Below are 19,209 nucleotides of genomic sequence, written 5' to 3' on the forward strand. Positions count from 1 at the left end.
CGAGGCGCCATGAACTCTTTCCGTCCGGCCCGCTCCGGGTCGGCACCGACCACCGGCCCGGCACCTGTCGGCGGGCCGGCATCCACCACCGGCCCGAGTCGACGGAGTGTGCTGCGGGCCGCCGCCGTCGGGCTGGCCGCTCCCGCGCTGGCCGGTTGCGTCACCAGTGGTGGCGACGACGGGCAGCCGGCCGCCGCCAAGGGCGAGACCAGCGCCGACAATCCGCTCGGGGTGCCCGCGTCGACGCCGTTGGAGGTGGTCGTCTTCGACGGCGGCTACGGCGACGAGTACGCCACCAACGCCGAGTCCATCTACAAGGGACGGTTTCCCGGTGCCACCGTCGACCACAAGGCGATCCAGAAGGTCGGCGAGGCGCTGCAACCCCGGTTCGTCGCCGACACCCCGCCGGACGTGGTCGACAACACCGGCGCCGGCCGGCTCGACCTGGCCACCCTGGTCGCCGCCGGCAAGCTCACCGATTTGACCGAGCTGCTCGACGCGCCGTCGCTGGACGACCCCGGCACGAAGGTCCGGGACACCCTGCTGCCCGGGGTGGTCGCCGACGGCACGCTCGACGGAAAGGTCTACACGCTCAACTTCACCTACACCGTCTGGGGACTCTGGTATTCCAAGCCGCTCTTCGACCGGCACGGCTGGGCGTACCCGACGAACTGGGACGCGATGCTGGCGCTCTGCGACCAGATCAAGAAGGCGGGCGTCGCGCCCTGGACCTACCAGGGCAAATACCCGGAGTACCTGAACGACCCGCTGCTGGCGATGGCCGCCAAGGCCGGCGGGCCGGAGTTGGTGCAGGCGGTCGACAACCTCCAGCCGGGCGCCTGGAAGCAGCAGCCGCTGCTGGACGCGGCGACCGCGATCGCCGAACTCGCCGGCCGGGGCTACCTGCTTCCCGGCTCGGAGGCGCTGTCCCACACCGAGGCACAGGCCGCCTGGTCGCAGGGGAAGGTCGCGTTCATCCCCTGCGGCTCCTGGCTGGAGGCCGAGCAGCAGGGGGTCACCCCGGCCGGCTTCGACATGGTGATGGGCGCGGTGCCGTCGCTGGGCGCGGCCGACAAGCTGCCGTACGGGACGATCCAGGCCGCCAGCAGCGAATCGTTCCTGGTCCCGGCCCGGGCGAAGAACCCGCGCGGCGGGCTGGAGTTCCTCCGGGTGCTCTTCTCCTCCGGCAGCGCCCGGCGGTTCGCCGAGCTGAACAGCACGCTGCCCAGCGTCGCCGGAGCCACCGACGGGCTGACCGTCAGCACCGGGCTCGGCTCGGTCCGCGCCGCCGTGCAGGCCGCCGGCCCGAACACCGTCACCTACCGGTTCCGCACCTGGTACGCCCCGCTGGCCAAGGCGGTCGACGACGCCACCGGCGAACTCGCCACCCGCCGGATCACCCCCGGCCAGTGGGCCGACCGGATCCAGAAGGCCGCCGACGCGGTCGCCGCCGACTCCGCCGTCAAGAAGTACACCCGGTAGACCCGCGATGGCGGCCCTGCGGCACGGCAAGTACCGCTTCCTCGCCGGAGCGATCCTGCCCGGACTGCTGCTCTACGCGGTCTTCGTGCTCTCCCCGTACGCGCAGGCGTTCTATCTGGCGCTGACCGACTGGACCGGCGTCTCCGGGCAGGTGGAGATCGTCGGGCTGGACAACTTCCGGCGACTCGTCGACGACCCGCTGTTCCTGGCGGCGCTGCGCAACAACGGGCTGCTGCTGCTCGTCGTACCGGCGGCCACCATCGGGCTCGGGCTGCTGCTCGCCGCACTGGTCAACTTCGGCGGCCGGCGGGGGAGCACGATGGTCGGCGGGGTACGCGGCGGCGAGTTCTACAAGGTCGCCTACTTCTTCCCGCAACTGCTCTCGCTGCCGATCATCGCGGTGCTCTGGCAGTTCGTCTACCACCCCAACGAGGGCGTGCTGAACGGCGTACTCCGGGCCGTCGGGCTGGACTTCCTGGCCCGGACCTGGCTCGGCGACCCGCACCTGGCGCTCTGGGCGGTGGCCGGGGTACTGGTCTGGTCGTCGGTCGGCTTCTACATGGTGCTCTTCTCCGCCGCGATGGAGTCGATCCCGCGCGACGTGCTGGAGGCGGCGGTGCTGGACGGGGCCGGCCGGCTCGCCGTACTCCGCCGGGTGGTGCTGCCGCTGGTCCGCGAGAACGTGCAGGTCGCCTTCGTCTACCTCGGCGTACTGGCACTGGACGGCTTCGCCGTCGTCCAGGTGATGACGGTCGGTCCCGGCGGCCCGGACGGGTCCACCGAGGTCATCGGGCTCGGGCTGTACCGCAACGCCTTCACCTACGGCCGGTTCGGGTACGCCGCCGCGATGGGGGTCGCGCTGTTCTTCCTCACCCTGGCGCTCGCCGTCGTCGCGCTGCGGGCCGGCCGCCGGGAGCAGGTGGAACTGTCATGACGACGCTGCTCGACCGTCCGGCCCGCCGGCAGCCGTCCACCAGTCCGGTCCGGGCGCCGGCCCGCCGTACCGGACGGTTCGGTGACCTGGCCGCGCACCTGTTCCTGGTCGGCTGGGCGGCGTTGGTCACCGCGCCGCTGCTCTGGGCGGTACTCAGTTCGCTGAAGACCGACCGGGAGATCCTGACCAGCCCGTGGACGGTGCCGGCGACACCCCGGTTCGACAACTGGTCCCGGGCCTGGGGCGAGGCGTCGATCGGCAGCTACTTCCTGAACAGCGCGATCGTGGTGGGCAGCGCGCTGGTGCTGACCATGCTGCTCGGCGCGCTGGTCGCGTACGCCCTGGCCCGGTATTCGTTCCCCGGCAACCGGCTGCTCTACCACCTCTTCGTCGCCGGGCTGCTCTTCCCGGTCTTCCTCGCCCTGGTGCCGCTCTTCTTCGTGGTACGCCAACTCGGCCTGCTCGGCACCTATTCCGGACTGATCCTGGTCTACACCGCGTACGCCCTGCCGTTCACCGTCTTCTTCCTGCACGGCTTCTTCCGGTCGCTGCCCTCGGCGCTGGCCGAGGCGGCGTTCCTGGACGGCTGCTCGCACTGGGGCGTGCTGTTCCGGGTGATGTTGCCGCTGGCCCGGCCGGGCCTGGTCAGCATCGCGATCTTCAACTTCCTCGGACTGTGGAACCAGTACCTGCTGCCGCTGGTGCTCAACCCCGACCCCGACCGGTACGTACTGGCGCAGGGGCTCGCCGCGCTCTCGGTCAGCCAGGGCTACCGCAGTGACTGGAGCGGTCTCTTCGCCGGCCTCACCATCGCGATGTTGCCGGTGCTGGCCGCGTACGTCCTCTTCCAACGCCAGATCCGGACCGGCCTGACCGCCGGGGCGGTCCGCTAGCTTCCCCGCACCTCTCCCTGGGTCACCACCCGGGTGCCGGCCACCGTCGGCCGGCACCCGGCAACCCCCTTGTCACCCCCACCGGGAGGAGAACCCCCGTGTCAGCCAGACCCAGCGCGCGAAGCCTCGCCGCCGGTACGGCGGCCCTGCTGGCCGCCGGCACGCTCGCCGGCATCACCGCGACCACCGCCGGTGCCGTACCGGCCGACGCCCCTGCGGCAGCCGCCGCCTGCGGCGTCCTCTTCGACGACTTCGGCTACTCGTCGCCGTCCGACTCCGCGATCGGCGCGCGAGGCTGGACCGTCCGCACCAACTCGGGCGGCCCGGGTGTGCCCGGTGCCGCCTGGCCGGCGTCGAACGTCAGCTTCCCCACCGACGCCGGCCAGAAGGTGCTCCAGTTGACCGCCCGCACCGACGGTACGGCCGGCGGCACCAGCCACGCCGAGTTCTTCCACCAGCGCAAGTTCTTCGAGGGCACCTACGCCAGCCGGGTGCGGTTCACCGACGCGCCGCAGTCCGGCCCGGACGGCGACCACCTGGTGGAGACCTTCTTCACCATCACCCCGCTGGACCGGCCGCTCGACCCCAACTACGGCGAGATCGACTTCGAGTACCTGCCGAACGGCGGGTGGGGCGAGCAGGGGCCGATCTTCTACCAGACCACCTGGGAGACGTACCAGAACGAGCCGTGGCAGGCCGACAACACGCACACCGCGCAGCGGAGCAGCTTCGCCGGCTGGCACGACCTGGTCTTCACGGTCTCCGGCGGCCGGGTGAAGTACTACGTGGACGGTCAGCAGGTGGCCGACCACGGCGACCGGTACTACCCGGAGACGCCGATGTCGATCAACTTCAACCTCTGGTTCATCGACCTGACCGGGCGGACCGGTACCGGGCTGGCCAGCTACATCCAGCAGGTCGACTACCTCTACTACGCCGACCGCGAGGTGATCAGCGCCGCCGAGGCGAAGAACCGGGTGGCCGCGTACCGGTCGGCCGGGACGACCCACGTCGACACGGTGGGCACCGGCGGCGCCTGCCCGACGACCCCGCCGACCACCCGGCCGCCGACCACGCCACCCACCACCCGGCCGCCGACGACCCCGCCGACCACCACCCCGCCGCCGGCCAACTGTTCCGGCGCGCCGGCCTGGAACTGGGGGACCGTCTATCTGGAGGGTGCCCGGGTCCGGCACAACGGCCGGCTGTGGCAGGCGAACTGGTGGACGCAGGGTTCCGAGCCGGGGCTGACCGCCCAGTGGCGTGACCTCGGTCCCTGCTGACCACGTTCCCGGTGCTCCCACCTCCGGTCCGGTCCGAGGTGGGAGCACCGGGAACAGCCCGTCACGACTGGTCCGGCGGTCGGGGCGCGGCGGGTGGGGGTGGCGCGTCGTCGGCGTCCCGGTCCGCTGCGGTCACGCCCTCCCGCTGGGTCGGGACCACCCGCTCCGGCTCCCGGTCCTGGTCGTGCTGCGGCTCCGGGGTGGGCGAGGGGGCGGGGCCGGTGTTCGTGGACGGCGTGGTGGCGGAGCCGGGCGTGGTGGCCTGCCGGCGCCGGGCGACCAGCCGCACCGCGACCGGCACCAGCAGGGCCAGTACGGTGAGCACGAAGAGGGTTCCGGAGATCGGCCGGGTCACGAAGCCGGTCGGGTCGCCGTCGAAGATCCGCATCGACTGCCGGAACGCCGTCTCCAGCACGCTGCCCAGCACGAACGCCAGCACCAGCGGTCCCGGCTCGAAGCCGGTCTTCTTCATCAGGTACCCGACCACGCCGAAGAAGATCACCAGCAGCATGTCGAAGGTGCTGTTGTTGACGGTGTAGACGCCGAGCATCGTCACCGTCACCACGATCGGGGCGAGGATGCTGTCCCGGACCGAGACCAGCCGGACGAAGACGCCGACCAGCGGCACGCTCAGGATGAGCAGGAAGATGTTGCCGACGTACATCGAGTCGATGACGCCCCAGAAGACCTCGGGATTCTCGTTGATCAGCCGGGGGCCGGGCGGGATGCCCTGGAGCAGCAGCGCGCCGAAGATCAGCGCCATCACCGGGTTGGTCGGGATGCCCAGCGTCAGCAGCGGGATGAACGAGGAGGTCGCGGCGGCGTTGTTCGCCGTCTCCGGCGCCGCCACGCCCTCGATGGCACCCCGGCCGAACCGCTCCGGAGTCTTGCTCCGCCGCTTCTCCAGGGCGTACGCGGCCATCGACGACAGCACCCCGCCGCCGCCGGGCAGCAGGCCGGTGAAGAACCCGACCACGGAGCCCCGACCGACCGCGCCCCGGGACTGCCGCCAGTCCTCCCGGGACGGCCAGGCGTTGCTGACCTGGGGCCTCGGCAGCTTGTTCCGGGCCCGGTGTTCGAGGAGGTAGAGGATCTCGCCGAGCCCGAACAGCCCCATCGCCAGGGCCACGAAATCCACCCCGTCGGCCAGGTTGATGCTGCCGAAGGTGAACCGGGGCGAGGCGAACAGCGGGTCCGGCCCGGCGGCGGCGAGCAACAGCCCGAGCCCCGCCGCGACCAGGCTCTTCGCCGTGGAGACCGTACCGAGGCTGGCGACCAGCAGAATCCCCATCGCGGCCAGTACGGCGTTCTCCGGCGGGCCGAAGCCGAGCGAGAACCTGGCCAGCATCGGGGCGACCAGGGTCAGCCCGATGATGCTCACCGTCCCGCCGATGAACGAGCCGATCGCGGCGATGCCCAGCGCCGAGCCGGCCCGACCCTGCCGGGCCATCTGGTAGCCGTCGATGGTGGTGATGACCGTGGCCGCCTCGCCGGGCAGCCGCAGCAGCACCGAGGTGATCGTGCCGCCGTACATCGCGCCGTAGTAGATGCCGGCGAGCATGATGATCGCCGACTCGGCCGGGATCTCGTAGGTGATCGGCAGCAGCAGGGCGATCGTGGCGACCGGGCCGAGGCCGGGCAGTACGCCGATGACCATGCCGATCACGACACCGGCCAGGACGTACAGCAGGTTGATCGGGGTGAAGACCACCCCGAAGCCGGCCAGCACGGGGTCGAGGAAGTCCACTCAGAAGGCCAATCTCGGGATCTTCACGTCCAGCAGCGTGATGAACAGCAGGTAGAGCGCGGCGGTGGTGACGACGCTTACCGCGACGGTGACCAGCCAGGACTCCCGGCCGAGCACCTTGAGCCAGAACGCCATGATCAGCAGGGTGGGGATTTCGAAGCCGATCCGGCTGATCAGCAGTACGAAGACGACCAGGCTGACGACACCGACGGCGATCCCGATCGCGCCCCGGCTGAACTGCTCGACCGCCGGGGTGCTCCGCTCGAAGACCAGCGACCACAGCCCGGCGCCGAGCAGCAGCAGGCTGGCCAACGCCGGCCAGAGCCCCGGCCCGGCCTCGGCGGGCGTGCCGAGCGACAGCGAGACCGAGTAGCCGAGGCCGGCCAGCCCCAGGGCGACCGGTACCACCCCGGCGACGAGTTGCCCGACCCGGCCGGCCGGTGGGATCTCGTCGCCGGACAGGTTTGCCGGCTCGCCCTCGCCGGCCGGCGGAGCGGCCTCGCCGAGGTCGGGTCGACTCACTTCGGCCCCAGTCCGAACCGGTCGATAAGAGCCTTGTACCGGTCGAAGTCGCCCTTGATCTTGTTCGTCACCTCGGCGCCGTCCACCTCGAACCGGTCGATGTAGTTCTTCTTCAGGAAGTCGTCGTACTCCGGTGCCTTGACCGCCTCGCGGAACGCCTCCTGGAGCGCGGTCACCGCGTCGTCGGGCATCGACTTCGGCCCGGCGATGAACCGCGCCTGGTCGACGGTGAGGTCGAAGCCCTTCTCGGCGGCGGTCGGCAGGTCCGGCAGCGACGGGCTGCGCTGCTGGCTGAACACCCCGAGCCAGCGCAGCTCACCGGACTGCACCAGCCGCATCGACTCGGCCGGCTGGGACGCGCCGATGTCGACCTGCTTGCCGAGTACCGCCGTGACCGCCGGACCGCCACCCCCGAACGGCACGTCGGTGGCGTTGATCCCGGCGAGCTTGTAGAACGCGGTCTGCGCGAAGTACGCCCCGGTGCCCACCCCGGAGTGCCCGTACGTGATCCGCCGCCCGCTGCCCCTCAACGCGATGACGTCGTCGATGGTCTTGAACGGGGAGTCCTTGTGCGCGACGAGCACGATGTTCTCGACGGTCAGCCCGATCACCACCCGCAGTTCGTCGAGGGAGACGGTGGCGGCGCCCTTGCCCAGTTGCGGGGTGAGGGTGAACAGCGAGCTGGGCGGAAAGCCGATCTTGTAGCCGTCGCCCTTGGCCGAGGCGACCTCCTTGGTGCCGACGGCGGCTGCCGCGCCGTCCCGGTTGATGATCACCATCGACTGGCCGAGCGGCTTCTCGATCGCCTTGCCGAGGGTCCGGGCGATCAGGTCGGTGCTGCCGCCCGGGGCGAACGGCACGATCAGCTCGACCGAGCGTTCCGGGTAGCCGGAATCGCCGCCGTCGCCGCCGTCACCGGTCTGCACGCTGCAACCGGCGAGGAAGGCTCCCGCGCCGAGTCCCGCGCCCAGACGCAGGACGGCACGCCGGTCCAGGACGTGCCGGAGATTCGGGTCGCTCACTGGTTCCTCCCTGGCGGTTCAGGTTGGAGATCTTGGACTTCGAAGAGTGTCATCTTGATACATGCCGATCTAGGGGCTGTCAATCAAACCGGCGGCAACAGCCACAGGGCGGACGAAAGCACGGGCAGTACCGGGATCCTCGCAGGAGTTCGGCGCGGTTCACCCGCGCCGCGCGGGCGAGGCCCGGACGCCGGCCTGCCGTACGAGACGGACGTGCCCGTGGCCGGCCAGTCGCCTCAGGCACGTTGAGCTGCCCACCTCCGCCCGATCCGGGACGAGGCTGGCGAAGGCCCTCGCCTGACTCATGACGCGCGACGATGTGCGGTGACGCCCTGGCCGTCGGGACGCCGGGGGAGCCGTTTGCCGAGCAGGACGAAGAAGAAGATGAGTCCTACCGTCAGTACCACGTGGCCCAGTCCGGCGATGCCGGCGATGGATCCGGCGGGCTCCACGGCCAGGACGGTCTGTGTGCCGTGGACGGCCATCACCGCGATGGTCAGGGCCAGCCCCGCGTTGTAGGTCCAGAAGAACCAGCCGAAGAGCGTGTCCGCGGTCAGGTCGAACAGCTTCTCCATGGCCAGCACGATGAGGAAGAACAGCATTCCGAGCGCGAGCAGGTGTGTGTGTAGCAGGGTGAGCTGGGTGTCGCCGGTGAAGTGCTTGATCTTGGTGATCTCGCGGGAGGCGAGACCGCTGACCAGGCCGAGGATCATGTAGGTGTGTGCGGCGTAATAGATCTTGCGTGTTCCGGGCATCCGGGTGGACGTTTCGGTGGGGGTGGGGACGGCGTTCATCACAACGTGGACCTCGCGGGTGGGCTGCGTCGGTGGCGTACTGCCTCGGACTGATGCTCAGCGTCCCGCCCCGGTGCGCCGCTGATCAACGACGGCTCCGCGAACGTACTGTTTAGCGATCCGCACATAATCATCGGATGATCGAGCTGCGCGACATCGAGATCTTTCTGGCGCTCGCCGAAGAGCTGCACTTCGGTCGTACCGCCGAACGGCTGCACATCACTCCCGGCCGGGTCAGCCAGTCGATCGCCAGGCAGGAACGGCGCATCGGTGGCGCGCTGTTCGAGCGTACGACCCGCACGGTGCGGCTCACCGCACTGGGTCAGCAGCTTCACCAGCAGCTCAGTGCCGGCTACCAGCAGATCATGGCCGGGATCGACGCCGCGACCACGGCCACCGGAGGCGTCGGCGGCACCCTGACGATCGGTGCCATGGGCGCCCAGCCGTGGAAGGTCAGCCACATCATCGACCTGTTCAAGGCCCGCCATCCGGCCGTACGGCTGCGTTATCGCGAGATCCATCCGACCGCGCCGCTACAGAAGGTGCGCGCGGGCGAGGTCGACGTCGCGTTGGTGTGGCTGCCGGTGCGCGAACCCGACCTGACCGTCGGCCCGGTCACGCACACGTCGCAGGTGATGCTCATGGTCGGCGCCCAGCACCCGCTGGCCGACCGGGAATCGATCTGCCTGGAAGACATGGGCGACTGCGTCGTACTGGCCGGCACCGACGTGCCCACCGCCATGGAGGAGACCTTCAACCCGCTCCGCACCCCGTCCGGACGTCCCGTCCGCCGTGGCCCGACCGTCTCCGACTGGCACGAAGAGATGAGTGTCGTCGCCGCCGGCGAGGCCGTAACCGGGGTCGCCGGCGACGCCGCCCGCTTCTACCCATGGCCCAACATCGTCTATCTGCCGATACGCGACGCACCGTCATGCCGCTGGGCCTTCGTATGGCGGACCGTCAGCGAGACAGCCGTCATCCGCGCGCTCGCCCAGGCTGCCACCGACGCCGCTCCCACCGTGGAACGAGACCTGTGACGGCGACCGCCGGGGCGTTCCGCACGGTACGTGCCTGATTCGGTCCAGAAGTCACCCAGTGGTAGCCGGGCGCCGCAACGGCGCGCGTCGCCGCCGAGGTAACCGCCCTACCGCGCGACAGGTCAGGCGATTCGGGCGATGGTGCCCTCGGGCGGCTCCAGCACGGCGTCCGGATGCAGGATCGCGGCGATCGCCTCGACCCCGTCCACCAGACGGGGACCTGGACGGACGACCAGACCGTCCGCGTCGACCGCCCACACCGGCACGCCGGGCAGCCGTGCGGCCACGACCTCGGCCTGCCGGGCCGCGCCGTACAGGTGGAACCCGCACGGCGTGACCAGCACGATCTCCGGCCTGGCGGCGGCGAACTCCGGCCAGGTGGTCTGCACGGACCGCGCACCCGGCCGGGCGGCCACCGGCTCGCCGCCGGCCGCCCGGACCAGGTCGGGCACCCAGTGCCCGGCGGTGAACGGCGGCTCGACCCACTCCACCACCGCGACCCGGGGACGCGGCCGACCCCGGACCGCCGTGGCCACCGCCGCGAGTCGGTCCCGCAGCCCGGCGACCAGGGCCTCGGCCCGATCCGGTACGCCGGTCCGCGCGCCCACCGCCAGGATCGTCCCGAAGACCTCCTCCAGCGAGTACGGGTCCAGCGACAGCACGTCGGCCCGACAGCCGAGATAGTCGAGCGCGTCCTCGACGTGGTCGGACGGCAGCGCGCAGACCCGACAGAGATCCTGGGTGAGGATCAGGTCCGGCGCCAGTCCGGCAAGCGCGTCGGCGTGCAGGGTGTAGAGGTCGGCGCCCGCTGCCATCTGCGCCTTCACGTAGTCGTCGATCGCGGCCGGAGTCATGTCCCGGGTGTCCCGACCGCCGACCACCACGGTCTTGTCGGTCCGGGCCGACGGCGGCTCGTCGCACTCGAACGTCACGCCGACGAGATCGTCACCGAGACCGAGGGCGTAGACGATCTCCGTCGCGGAGGGCAGCAACGACACCAGGCGCATACCCCCATCGTGCCCGCACCCGCCGTACCCCGAGCGGCGAGGGTGGCTCGGTCCCTCCGCCGCCGCCGGGTACGCGGGAAGCCCGGCGCGGCCCGCTCGAACAGGTCCGGGCCGATAGCTCGGCGGTTCCGCCGGCCTCGGAATCCGCTCGACCACGGCCAGCGCGGGCCGTCGGTCGTCACGTTCGGCGCAGCAGCGTGTGCGTTCGCAGTGGCCGGCGGAACAGGGGCCGATCGCCGGTACCCGGCCGGGCGTACGGTGGGCCGCCCGCACAACCACCCAGCTATGGAGGATGTCCGATGTCATCCGACGCCGACGCGCTGATCCGGCAGCACCGTACCGCCACCGCCACCCTGACCGTGACCAGGGACGGCGAGCCGCTGGCCGGGCAGGAGGTGGTGGTGGCCCAGCGCAGCCACGAGTTCCTGTTCGGCTGCACCGGGTTCGAGTTCGTCCCGCTGGCCAACGGCGAACTGGCGACGGCTCCGGAGGTCGGCCCGGACGGTGTTGCGGGGTCGCTCGGCGAGGCCGACGCCGGCCGGGTCGAGCGGCTGGCGGACCTCTGGCTCGACCTGTTCAACTTCGCCACCCTGCCGTTCTACTGGGGACGGTTCGAGCCCGAGCGCGGCCGGCCGGACACCCACCGGCTGCGCGAGACGGCGCGCTGGTTCGCCGAGCGGGGCTGCCTGGTCAAGGGCCATCCGCTGGCCTGGCACACGGTGAGCGCGGAGTGGCTGACCGAGCTGTCCAACCCGGAGATCGTCGAGGCGCAACTCGGCCGGATCCGCCGCGAGGTGACCGACTTCGCCGGTGTGATCGACACCTGGGACGTGATCAACGAGGCCGTGATCATGCCGATCTTCGACAGGTACGACAACGGTCTCACCCGGATCTGCCGGGAGCTGGGGCGGATCCCGCTGGTCCGGATGGTCTTCGACGCGGCCCGGGAGGCCAACCCGACCGCCACCCTGCTGCTCAACGACTTCGACATGTCCGCCGCGTACGAGTGCCTGGTCGAGGGGGTGCTGGAGGCGGGGATCCGGATCGACGCGCTCGGCTTGCAGAGTCACATGCACCAGGGCTACTGGGGCGAGGAGAAGACGCTCGCCATCCTCGACCGGTTCGCCCGGTACGGCCTGCCGATCCACTTCACCGAGACGACCCTGCTCTCCGGCCAGCTCATGCCGGCCGACATCGTGGACCTGAACGACTACCAGGTCTCCGACTGGCCGAGTACGCCGGAGGGGGAGGAGCGGCAGGCCGACGAGATCGTCCGGCACTACAAGACGCTGCTGTCGCACCCGTCGGTGCGGGCGACGACGTACTGGGGGATGGTGGACGGAGGCTGGCTCGGCGCGCCGGGCGGCTTCGTCCGGGCCGACGGCACCCCGAAGCCCTCGTACGAGGCACTGCGTTCGCTGGTCCGGGACGAGTGGTGGGTCCCGCCGACCCCACTGGGCACCGACCCGCACGGCCGGGTCGGGTTCACCGGCTTCCTCGGCGAGTACGAGGTGTCGACGGCCGGCCGTACCGTGACGTTCCGGCTCGACGAGCCGGGCCCGGCAACGGTCGACGTGGCACTCTGACCCGTCCCGCCATCGCTGCCGACGGCACTCTGGCCCGACCCGCCATCGCTGCCGACGGGACGGGTCGGCGGCGACCGCCCGGAGGACCGGCAGAGTGCGCCGGTTCTTCCCGGGCGGTCACCACCAGCGGCTACCGCTCGCCGGACGGTGCGGTGAGCTGCGTGCCGAGCCGGACCGGGGTGCCGAAGTTGGGCGTACCGTCGCTGTTCCAGGTGAACTTCTGGGCCCGGGTCGAGCGGTTCATGTCGCAGCCGCCGCCGGCCGAGTCGTTCGCGTGGTAGACGATCCAGTCCTCCGTACCGTCCGGCGACTTGAAGAAGCCGTTGTGGCCGGGCGCGAAGACGCTGTTGCCGTCACTGCGCTGGAACACCGGGTTGGGGCTCTTGGTCCAGGACGACGCACTCAGCGGGTTGCTGCCGGTCAGGGTGAGCAGCCCGAGCTTGTAGTCCGGCCCCCAGCAGGCGCTGGCCGAGTACACGATCATCGTCCGGCCGTTGCGGTAGAGCGGCTCCGGACCCTCCGCCACCGGATGGGTCTGCCGTTCCCAGCTCAGGGTCGGCGAGGTGAGCCGGACCCGGGAGCCGCTGATCGTCCACGGGTTGCTCAGCGGGGTGATGAACAGGCTCTGCCCGTAGCTGCCGCCCGCGTTGTAGGTGCCGAGCAGGTAGAGGCTGTTGTTCACCCGCAGCACGCTGGCGTCGAGCTGCCAGTCGCTGCCCAGGTCGGCCTTGAAGGTGTACGGACCCATCGGGTCGGTGCCGGCGCTCTCCAGCACATGCAACCGCTGCGTCGGGTTGAAGTCGCCGACGTTCTGCCCGGCGACGTAGTAGAGGTACCAGCGGTTGCCGTTCGGGCCGTTGATCAGGTGGAACTCCGGCGCCCACATGTTGCAGCAGCCGTTCGGCCGGCCGGAGAGGTTGAAGACCACCTGGTCGGCGGCGCTCGCCAGGCCGGCGAGGGTGGCCGACCGGCGCATGGTGATCGTCGAGTTCCACGTCGTGGTGGCGAGGTAGTAGTAGCCGTTGTGGTGTTGCAGCCAGGGGTCCGGACCGTTCCGCTTGATCGGGTTGGTGAAGCTGCCCGGCGTCGGAGTGCCGCCGCCGACGCTGCCCACGTTGACCATCTGCCACTGCTGGTTGGCGCCGTCCAGGTCCTGGTACTGCGAGACCATCGCACCGTCGGCGGTGGACCACTCCCAGACGTCCAGCGCCTTCCCGCTGGCCCGGTTGATCAGGCGTACGTGGCCGCCGGCCGAGTCGGCGAGCCGGAAGTGCTGCCGGCTGTTGCCGCTGTCGGCGTTCTGCACCAACTGCACGCCGTCGTCTGCGTTCGGCAGTTCCAGCACCTTGCCGCTGTGCCGGGACTGCACCTTGTAGTAGCCGCTGCCGGCGTCGAGGAACCGCCACTGCTGCCAGTTCCCGTCGTTGCGGGCGTACTGGTTGATCGGGGCGCCGTCGTTGGTGGCCAGGTTGTAGACGTCGAGGGCCTTGCCGCTGTTCCGGTTGACCAGTACGTAGTAGACGTTCGGGTCGGCGGTGGCGGCCGTGGCCGGTGGGGCGGCGACGAGTACGCCGGTGCCGACGAGCAGACCGGCGACGCCGGTGGCGAGCCCGGCCCGCCAGCGGGCCCGGCGCGGGTACGGCGGTGTCATGGGATGCTCCCTACGGTCGATGGGACGGTCAGTAGACGTACGGCCAGCCGGCGGAGTCGTAGCCGATCCGGTTGATGCCGAGCAGCGAGGCGCCGTTGTTCGCGTAGTAGTGGTAGACGAGGAAGTCCCCGTCGTTGTCGGTCAGCACCGTCTGGTGGCCAGGCCCGTGGATGTCGCCGTGCGAGGCGAGCACCTGGGTACCGCCGCCGGAGGTGAGCGCGGTGCCGTTCCGGTCGACGAACGGTCCGGTCACGCTGGTCGAGCGCCCGACCATCACCCGGTAGGTGCTGGCCGCGCCCTGGCAGCAGCGGTCGAACGAGACGTACAGGTAGTAGTAGCTGCCCCGCTTGACCAGGGTCGGCGCCTCGATCGCGCCGCCGCCCCGGCCGGCGATGGCCCGGATCGTGTTGTCCGACCGCTTGCCGGTGGCCGGGTCGAGGGCGACCAGCTTGAGGCCGGACCAGAACGAGCCGAACGAGAGCCACCAGCGGCCCTGGTCGTCCACGATCAGGTTCGGGTCGATCGCGTTGAAGTTGTCCGAGGTCTGCGACTCGATCACCAGGCCCCGGTCGGTCCAGGTGCCGGAGTTGCCGCTCGGGCTGGTGGCCAGGAAGATCGCCGACCGGTTCGAGCCGAACGTGGAGGCCGAGTAGTACAGGTAGTACTGGTTGTTCCGGTACGAGATGTCCGGCGCCCAGAGGTTGCGGCTGCCTCCGGTGTAGGCGGTGGTCCACGGCGCGCCGTTCGGGAAGACCGACCCGGCGTTGCGCCAGGCGACCCGGTCGGTCGAGGTCTTCAGCGAGACGTTGTTGCCGGTGTGCGCCACCAGGTAGTCGCCGCTGGGCCGGCGGACCACGGTCGGGTCGTGCACCCCGACGTCCCCGGTCACCCGCATCGGCGCCGGGTAGGCGGCCGGTGGCGTGCCGGGGTTCCCCGGGCCGGTGGGCGTCGGGGTCGGGGTTCCGGTGCCGCCGACCCGGACCAGTTGCCACTGCTGGTTGGCGCCGCCCTGGTCGGCGTACTGGCTGATCCGGCCGCCGTCGACGGTGGACCACTCCCACACGTCGAGGGCCTTGTTGCTGTTCCGGTTGACCAGCCGGACGTGCCCGCCGTCCGAGTCGGCGAGCCGGAACTGCTGGTCGGTGCTGCCCTGGTCGGCCCACTGGATCACCTCCGCGCCGTCGGCGGTGGAGGAGTCGCGGATGTCGAGCACCTTGCCGCTGTGCCGGGACCGGAGGCGGTAGTAGCCGCTGCCGGAGTCGACGAACTGCCACTGCTGCCAGTTGCCGTCGTTGCGGCTCCACTGCACGATCCGACCACCGTCGGCGGTGGACCGGTCGTAGACGTCGAGGGCCTTGCCGCTGTGCCGGGAGACCAGCACGTACCAGGCGTTCGGGTCGACGGTCGCGGCCGAGGCCGACCGCGTCGGTACGGCGACCACAGCGCCGACGAGCGTCGCGGCGACCGTGAGCACGGTGGTGGTACGGGCGAGCCGGCGCCGCTGTGGCCGGCCGGGGCCTGGGGAAGCTGGAGCTTCCATGGGTTTCCTTCCGTCGGTCCGTCCGGTGGACGGTGCCGGTCCCGCGGTGCCGTGGGACGACGGTTTCCGCGGGTCGACAGGGGTGGTCGATGCGGTGGATCGTCCTGCGCAGGTGGGGACGCGCTCGGGACGCCGGCTCAGGTCAGCCCTGCCGGCGAGCGCTGTCGCAGTGCCCGGTGCCGGCGCGCAGCCGGTGGCGCGGCGTGTCGCTCGGCCCGGACGTATCGATGATGTTCGCGCTAACACCCATCGATGTCAAGGTGGGAATCCGCTTTCTCCGGCGACCTCGGATGGCCTTGACTCTCATCAATGTTAGCGATAACACTGTCTCTGTAACACTCGGGTAACCGCCCCGACGTCCACCGGGGTTTCGCCGAGCGGGCACCCGTCGCGCCGCCGACGGCGAACTCCCGCTCCCTGGGCCGAGGAGACCACCATGCGCCGGTACCAGCGAAGGGCGTCAACGGCACCGGTGCTCGCCGTGCTGGCCACGGTGTGCGCGCTGCTGGCCGGGCTGCTGCCGGGGATGCCGGCCGCCGCCGCCCCGGCGGTGAACTACACCAACCCGCTGGTCGGCCAGCGCGCCGACCCGCACATCTTCAAGCACACCGACGGCTACTACTACTTCACCGCCACCGTCCCGCAGTACGACCGGATCGTGCTCCGCCGCGCGACCACCCTGCAGGGCCTCGCCAGCGCCGCCGAGACGACGATCTGGCGCCGGCACACCAGCGGCGAGATGGGCGCGCACATCTGGGCACCCGAGATCCACTTCATCGACAACCGCTGGTACGTCTACTTCGCCGCCGGCCGCACCGACGACATCTGGCGGATCCGGATGTACGTGCTGGAGAACGCCAGCGCCAACCCGCTGACCGGCTCCTGGACCGAACGCGGCCGGATCGGCACCCCGTGGGACACCTTCTCGCTGGACGCCTCCACCTTCGTCGCCAACGGCGTCCGCTATCTCGTCTGGGCCCAGTCCGAGCCGGGGATCTCCACCAACTCCAACCTCTACCTGGCCCGGATGGGCGCCAACCCGTGGCAGATCACCGGCACGGTGACCCGGCTGACCGTGCCGACGTACGACTGGGAGACCCGGGGCTACCGGGTGGCCGAGGGACCGGCGGTGATCCAACGCAACGGGCGGATCTTCCTGACGTACTCGGCCAGCGCCACCGACGCCAACTACTGCCTCGGGCTGCTCACCGCCTCGGCGAGCGCGAACCTGCTCAACGCGTCGTCCTGGACGAAGACGACGACCCCGATCTTCACCAGCAACGCCGCGACCGGCCAGTACGGCCCCGGGCACAACTCGTTTACCGTCTCCGAGGACGGCCAGAGCGACATCCTCGTCTACCACGACCGCAACTACCGGGACATCAACGGCGACCCGCTGAACGACCCCAACCGGCGTACCCGGATTCAGAAGCTGTACTGGAACGCCGACGGCACCCCGAACCTCGGCATCCCGGTGCCGGACGGCGCGACCCCGGTCCGGCTGCGCCCGCACGACCTCGCCACCAGCTACCTGCGGCACTACGACTACCGGGGCCGGGTCGAGGCCAACGTGACCCCGCTGGCCGACTCGCAGTTCCGGATCGTGACCGGGCTGGCCGGCGGCGGGTCGGTGTCGCTGGAGTCCACCAACTTCCCCGGCTACTACCTCCGGCACCGCAACTACGAGGTCCACGTGGAGCGGAACGACGGGTCGACGCAGTTCCGCGCCGACGCGAGTTTCCTGCGCCGGGCCGGGCTGGCCAACGGCACCGCCGTCTCGCTGGAGGCGCAGAACGTCGCCGGCCGGTACCTCCGGCACCGGTCCGGGCTGCTCTACGTCGAGCCGGTCACCTCCACCGCCGAGCAGGCGTCCGCGACCTTCCACCCGGAATGAGACTAGGGCGAGGCCGTCGGTGGAACTCGTGGACCGCGCCTCGCATTCCTGCGGGGGCAAAGTGACGAGCCAATATTAGTGCCTTCGATCTAATTGACTAGAGTTGATGATGCTTCGGCTCTCTCGGGCCTATTGCTGTGTCTGTCCCATTATCAAATGTAAGCTGCGATTGGCGCCATCGACTTCATTGAGAACATCGATGCGATCGCTCAGTAAGACTCGAATGGCTTTCGTTGCTATTTCAAGTGCTTCATAGCACAGGGGAACTTGCTTGAAGTCTGGTACGGCACTGCCGTGTACGACGTCGCTACGCAACGAGTATATTTTGGCCAGCCGCGAGCGCAACTTCCTCCGCGCTTGAGGGTCACTTTCCAGCAGTAGAGCGAGAGATGCAGTCACCCTCAATGTCGGCTCACCGTCCTTCGTGCCAAAGAGGTTCTCCCACGCGATCACCGAGTCCACCAGAACGTCGGTCGGATCACGACGTTCCGCACTTGCCTTAACCACCCGGGACAACGCAAGCGAGATTCGCTCCACATGGGGGTTCTTCAGCAACTCGAACCATTGTTGCCACGCGGCAAGGTCATCCACGGTAAGCTGGGTTGGCGTGAGTCCAACCATTTGCGTGGGGTCCGTCCACGACACGGATACCCCACTGGCAAACGGGTCTTCGATGTACCGCCACGTAGGGACAATCTGAACCTTATGCTCACGGCTGACTGCGATCATCAAGCTCAGCCGTAGATGCGTCTGCAGGCGCTCCTGTGGCTGAAAGTCCGCAAGTTCTTGAAATACTCCTGCCGGAACTTCCTGATGGTCGTGAAAGGCCTTCATTCGGTACGGATGTTCCATCTCAACTACAACGTCGCCATCGTAGTTCACGGTGGTCGAGACGCCTGTGGCATCCGAGCCTGACAATTGCTTCCTTAGCGACTCGGGGGCGAATGTGCGATCGTGGTCAGTCGTCTCTCGGATCACTACACCTTCAGAGGCATTCCAGAAAGTGTCGGGTGGCAGTCGTATGCCAGTAAACGCTAGACGTGCCTTGACCGCCTGGGTTTCGCCAACCAAGGCCGTGCGTATAAAGGCATATTGCTTCTTTGCGGAGCGACAAAAGTCGGCGATCGTGGGTGGATCTTCGCGGCCACTGCTGTGTCGCCATACGCCGGACAGAATAATTGACGCCAGCATGGACAGTTGAAGCCCGCCGCCTCTATAGGTGCTGGCGTAGACCGTGAACGATCGCCCGGAGTGCGGCTTGTCCTCCCCGAATACCGAACCGACCACCGGATCTGTGAGAGCTGCAAGCTCGAAGGCCTTCGCCTTCGGGTGGGCAACGGCGACTCTGGTCGCCTGCACACTCTCCTGCGGACCGAGATGAATGGGCAGATCATCTGGTGGTAGCAGGAAGGCCGGGTAGGTGTCTCGCGCAAGGGCAAAAATCAGACTTTCTGGCGATTCATCTTCAGGTAAGTCTGGGAGTGAGCCACCGCAGGTCATGTGCAATTGAATCGCTGGCGATAGTCCAGTTTGACCCGGCGTGACGATGTGACTCCTTAGCAGGCTATAGAGAGCGGCGGGCTCGAACTGCTTCGCCAGAGGGCCTGTAAGGATGTTATTGATTTCCGTGAGTGCTTGCTGTTGTTCTGGCGTCAAGGCGCTTAGTGCGTTGCCAGACTGGGTATTGAGAACAAAGTCGATCAGCGGCTTCCCTAGAGCTTCTGATGCTCGACCTATTGCTGCTGTTTCGTTTGTCATCGTCGATCATTGTACGCAGAGAAGGCGCGACATCGGTACGCGAAGTGAGCGGCGATCTC

The 19,209-nt window shown here is 69.3% G+C and carries 15 protein-coding genes; 7 read left to right on the forward strand and 8 right to left on the reverse strand.

Annotated elements, in window-relative coordinates; genetic code table 11:
• The first annotated feature begins 9 nt into the window (after positions 1–9).
• The 4 genes from ngcE to Pen02_RS15900 all read left to right on the forward strand — a co-directional run bounded on the left by ngcE (position 10) and on the right by Pen02_RS15900 (position 4,592).
• Positions 10–1,482 carry an N-acetylglucosamine/diacetylchitobiose ABC transporter substrate-binding protein gene (gene ngcE / locus Pen02_RS15885; protein WP_203866762.1) on the forward strand — a complete coding sequence of 491 codons (1,473 nt, stop codon included), beginning with the start codon at positions 10–12 and terminating at the stop codon, positions 1,480–1,482.
• A 7-nt stretch (positions 1,483–1,489) separates the two neighbouring features.
• A complete protein-coding gene (locus tag Pen02_RS15890) occupies positions 1,490–2,416 on the forward strand; it encodes a carbohydrate ABC transporter permease (protein WP_307837715.1) in 927 nt (308 codons plus the stop codon).
• Positions 2,413–3,309 carry a carbohydrate ABC transporter permease gene (locus tag Pen02_RS15895; RefSeq protein WP_203866763.1) on the forward strand — a complete coding sequence of 299 codons (897 nt, stop codon included), beginning with the start codon at positions 2,413–2,415 and terminating at the stop codon, positions 3,307–3,309. Before Pen02_RS15890 ends, Pen02_RS15895 begins: the two co-directional genes overlap by 4 nt.
• A gap of 98 nt (positions 3,310–3,407) precedes the next feature.
• On the forward strand, positions 3,408–4,592 hold the full coding sequence (locus tag Pen02_RS15900; protein ID WP_239140771.1) for a carbohydrate-binding protein: 1,185 nt from the start codon (positions 3,408–3,410) through the stop codon (positions 4,590–4,592).
• Positions 4,593–4,653: 61 nt separating this feature from the next.
• Here the strand turns inward: Pen02_RS15900 and Pen02_RS15905 are convergent, their stop codons facing one another.
• The 4 genes from Pen02_RS15905 to Pen02_RS15920 all read right to left on the reverse strand — a co-directional run bounded on the left by Pen02_RS15905 (position 4,654) and on the right by Pen02_RS15920 (position 8,638).
• Positions 4,654–6,339 carry a tripartite tricarboxylate transporter permease gene (locus Pen02_RS15905; RefSeq protein ID WP_239140773.1) on the reverse strand — a complete coding sequence of 562 codons (1,686 nt, stop codon included), beginning with the start codon at positions 6,337–6,339 and terminating at the stop codon, positions 4,654–4,656.
• Positions 6,340–6,861: a tripartite tricarboxylate transporter TctB family protein gene (locus Pen02_RS15910; protein ID WP_203866764.1), complete on the reverse strand. Its 522-nt coding sequence runs from the start codon at positions 6,859–6,861 to the stop codon at positions 6,340–6,342.
• Entirely contained in the window at positions 6,858–7,883 is a 1,026-nt protein-coding gene (locus tag Pen02_RS15915) for a Bug family tripartite tricarboxylate transporter substrate binding protein (RefSeq protein ID WP_203866765.1), read from the reverse strand. The genes Pen02_RS15910 and Pen02_RS15915 overlap by 4 nt, the downstream gene beginning before the upstream one ends.
• 302 nt (positions 7,884–8,185) lie before the next feature.
• Positions 8,186–8,638 carry a DUF2871 domain-containing protein gene (locus tag Pen02_RS15920; protein WP_203866766.1) on the reverse strand — a complete coding sequence of 151 codons (453 nt, stop codon included), beginning with the start codon at positions 8,636–8,638 and terminating at the stop codon, positions 8,186–8,188.
• A 176-nt stretch (positions 8,639–8,814) separates the two neighbouring features.
• Here Pen02_RS15920 and Pen02_RS15925 point away from each other — a divergent pair, with 176 nt between their 5' ends.
• A complete protein-coding gene (locus Pen02_RS15925; RefSeq protein WP_239140775.1) occupies positions 8,815–9,714 on the forward strand; it encodes a LysR family transcriptional regulator in 900 nt (299 codons plus the stop codon).
• A gap of 122 nt (positions 9,715–9,836) precedes the next feature.
• Here the strand turns inward: Pen02_RS15925 and Pen02_RS15930 are convergent, their stop codons facing one another.
• On the reverse strand, positions 9,837–10,721 hold the full coding sequence (locus tag Pen02_RS15930; RefSeq protein WP_203866767.1) for an ABC transporter substrate-binding protein: 885 nt from the start codon (positions 10,719–10,721) through the stop codon (positions 9,837–9,839).
• 299 nt (positions 10,722–11,020) lie between these two features.
• Here Pen02_RS15930 and Pen02_RS15935 point away from each other — a divergent pair, with 299 nt between their 5' ends.
• Positions 11,021–12,307: an endo-1,4-beta-xylanase gene (locus Pen02_RS15935; RefSeq protein ID WP_203866768.1), complete on the forward strand. Its 1,287-nt coding sequence runs from the start codon at positions 11,021–11,023 to the stop codon at positions 12,305–12,307.
• 130 nt (positions 12,308–12,437) lie between these two features.
• Here Pen02_RS15935 and Pen02_RS15940 read toward each other — a convergent pair whose 3' ends face one another.
• Both Pen02_RS15940 and Pen02_RS15945 read right to left on the reverse strand, forming a co-directional pair.
• Positions 12,438–13,958: a family 43 glycosylhydrolase gene (locus Pen02_RS15940; protein WP_203866769.1), complete on the reverse strand. Its 1,521-nt coding sequence runs from the start codon at positions 13,956–13,958 to the stop codon at positions 12,438–12,440.
• Between the two features lie 28 nt (positions 13,959–13,986).
• The gene (locus Pen02_RS15945; protein ID WP_203866770.1) at positions 13,987–15,498 is read right to left on the reverse strand and encodes a family 43 glycosylhydrolase; all 1,512 of its coding nucleotides are present in this window, start codon (positions 15,496–15,498) and stop codon (positions 13,987–13,989) included.
• A gap of 436 nt (positions 15,499–15,934) precedes the next feature.
• Between Pen02_RS15945 and Pen02_RS15950 the strand changes: the two genes are divergently transcribed.
• Positions 15,935–17,392, forward strand: a complete 1,458-nt coding sequence (locus Pen02_RS15950) for a family 43 glycosylhydrolase (RefSeq protein ID WP_203866771.1) — start codon at positions 15,935–15,937, stop codon at positions 17,390–17,392.
• Between the two features lie 129 nt (positions 17,393–17,521).
• Here Pen02_RS15950 and Pen02_RS15955 read toward each other — a convergent pair whose 3' ends face one another.
• Positions 17,522–19,150 carry a HEPN domain-containing protein gene (locus tag Pen02_RS15955; protein WP_203866772.1) on the reverse strand — a complete coding sequence of 543 codons (1,629 nt, stop codon included), beginning with the start codon at positions 19,148–19,150 and terminating at the stop codon, positions 17,522–17,524.
• Positions 19,151–19,209: the final 59 nt, after the last annotated feature.

Origin of the sequence: Plantactinospora endophytica (genome assembly GCF_016862915.1) — a bacterium.
Taxonomy (GTDB): domain Bacteria; phylum Actinomycetota; class Actinomycetes; order Mycobacteriales; family Micromonosporaceae; genus Plantactinospora; species Plantactinospora endophytica.